The 2,145-nt window shown below is 52.3% G+C and carries 3 protein-coding genes and 1 pseudogene; all 4 read left to right on the forward strand.

Annotated elements, in window-relative coordinates; all coding sequences use genetic code 11:
- Positions 1–542: hypothetical protein (locus PROVALCAL_RS19785; protein ID WP_006660103.1), on the forward strand; the 542-nt coding region annotated here is incomplete at its 5' end.
- Between the two features lie 182 nt (positions 543–724).
- Entirely contained in the window at positions 725–1,090 is a 366-nt protein-coding gene (locus PROVALCAL_RS14685; RefSeq protein WP_224120284.1) for a hypothetical protein, read from the forward strand.
- Positions 1,083–1,643, forward strand: a complete 561-nt coding sequence (locus tag PROVALCAL_RS14690; protein WP_243441104.1) for a phage baseplate assembly protein V — start codon at positions 1,083–1,085, stop codon at positions 1,641–1,643. Before PROVALCAL_RS14685 ends, PROVALCAL_RS14690 begins: the two co-directional genes overlap by 8 nt.
- A 97-nt stretch (positions 1,644–1,740) precedes the next feature.
- Positions 1,741–2,145 (forward strand): annotated as a pseudogene (locus PROVALCAL_RS14695) (phage tail protein); the annotation flags it as partial.

Consider the following 2,145-nt stretch of genomic DNA (forward strand, 5'->3'; position numbering starts at 1 on the left):
CAAAAATACGTAAGCAATCCTCCGCATTACTCAAATCGGGATTAGCCCCGCGAAAAATGAAGGAGTTACAGCGCCGTTTCTTTGCTCGGCGGATTAAGCGAGGGGCGGGGTTGGATGAGATGTCATTTTGGTTTGGTTTGAATGCCATTAAGGTGACACGCTTACGCGGGCGTACGGTGGGTAAAATTCCACCGCGTCATCGACGACGGGACAAACGTACAGGGCGATTTATTCCGGCAGCTCAACGACGTCAGTATGTGGCAAGGTTTGAACCGAAAGGTCAGCGATTACTCCCTCAGCACTATCCCGATGGTATGGTGGGGCGGACAAGCCAAGGTCAGCGTACCATCAAAGTACGTCATCCGCTGACGCGTCGTTGGCGAGAGGCGTTGATTGATATTGCACCTGCGTTACATGACCACCTTGAAGATACCCTTTTTGCTGAGTGTGTTGCTGTATTTATGAAAGAGTTTGAGTCAGATATTCGGCGTCGCGTGAAACACAACATTACCGTTAAACCGACATCCTCAGGAGGTTATTGAGTATGGCGACACCATTACGCATGGCTGCTTATCATGAGGCGGTGCTTACCGCGTTGCGTGCATTACCTTGGGTGAATTCGGTTGAGATGTACCCTGAGACAGTGACACCGGTAGTCACGCCCGCGGTCTTTTTTTCGGTGGATGGCTGGGAGAGGGATAATCACTCTGACGGACAACTGCGCGTGACGCTTTCTGGATCCTTATGGGTATTAGTGGATCGGGCGGCGACCTCCGAAATTGGGCGTCCGGAGGTGTATATTCGCTCGGCGGCTGCCGATTTAACGCAGTGGCTTGACGGGCAAACATTCGGCTTATCCATGGTTGAGCCTGCCGTCTTTCTGTCCGCGGACGTGGATGAAACCGACCCCCAATGGGATGATTATTGGATCTGGCAGGTGTCATTTACGCAGCGTGTGGCATTGGGGGCCGATCCTTTTGCAACGGATAATTTACCGTTACAGCGTGTGTGGCTGGGGATTGCCCCAGATATTGGGGCGCAGCATGTGGCGGATTACCATTTAATTTATGAGGGAAAATCCCGTGAATGACGTTTTGGGTGATTTGCAGCGTCGCTTAGCTAATATGGTACGTCGAGGGGTGATCCATTCTGTTCGGGTGGCTGACGGTTTTCCGGAATGCCGAGTGGATTTGGGCGATATTGTGACGACGTGGCTCCCACTTTGTCAGGGATTCGCCGGAAAGCATCGGGCGGATTTTGAGCCGTTTGCGGTGGGAGATGCCGTTACCGTGTTGTCAGAGGCGGGAGAATTGAATAACGGGCGTGTTTTTGCGGGATGGAATACAGGGGCAGTTCCCGTACCGGATGGTCGCGAGAGTGAACACATCACCCGTTATGGGGATGGTACCGAAATTCGTTACAACCGAGCGACACACTCACTCACCCTGATTTTGGCGGACAGCGGTACCTATCGCATAGTGGGGAATGGCACACTGGAAGGCAATGTTGTCATCACGAAACAACTGACCGTGGACGGAAAAACGCAATTAAACGCAGATACGAAAGTTCAAGGGAGTCTCGGGGCTTCTCAGGATATTACGGATGGAACGGGTAGCATGGGGGGGGATCCGTCAAATCTTTAATAACCATGATCACCGAGGCGATAGCGGCGGGACAACGGGAAAATCGAATCAACACATGTAACTCGCTGCGGCGAGTTTTTTGTTATTAGGAGCATTTATGGCGCAATTACATGGTGTGGAAACTATCGAGCTCACCTCGGGGACGGTATCGGTGACCACCATTGAAACGGCGATTATTGGTATTGTCGGGACGGCACCGGAGGCTGCGGGAGCAGCAAAAGCAGCATGCACAACGGGGACACCGTTGTTAGATAACGTGTTGACTTTTACCGCTAACAAGCCAGGGCGTGCGGGAAATACGATCCATGTCAGGGCGGAGGTTGAGCTTGCTCAATTGCCAGACAAAGGGAAAGGCAAACGTTCTGAGACGACCACCGCAGCACAGTGGCGAGAAAATGAACTGATCATTACGTTAGCGTGTGATGAATTTGGGGTGAGTACGGCTAGCGTAGCCAGTGTGGTTGACGCGGTCAATGCGTTATCCACAAAAACGGTGGTGGCG

It is taken from the genome of Providencia alcalifaciens DSM 30120, from assembly GCF_000173415.1.
Lineage (GTDB): Bacteria > Pseudomonadota > Gammaproteobacteria > Enterobacterales > Enterobacteriaceae > Providencia > Providencia alcalifaciens.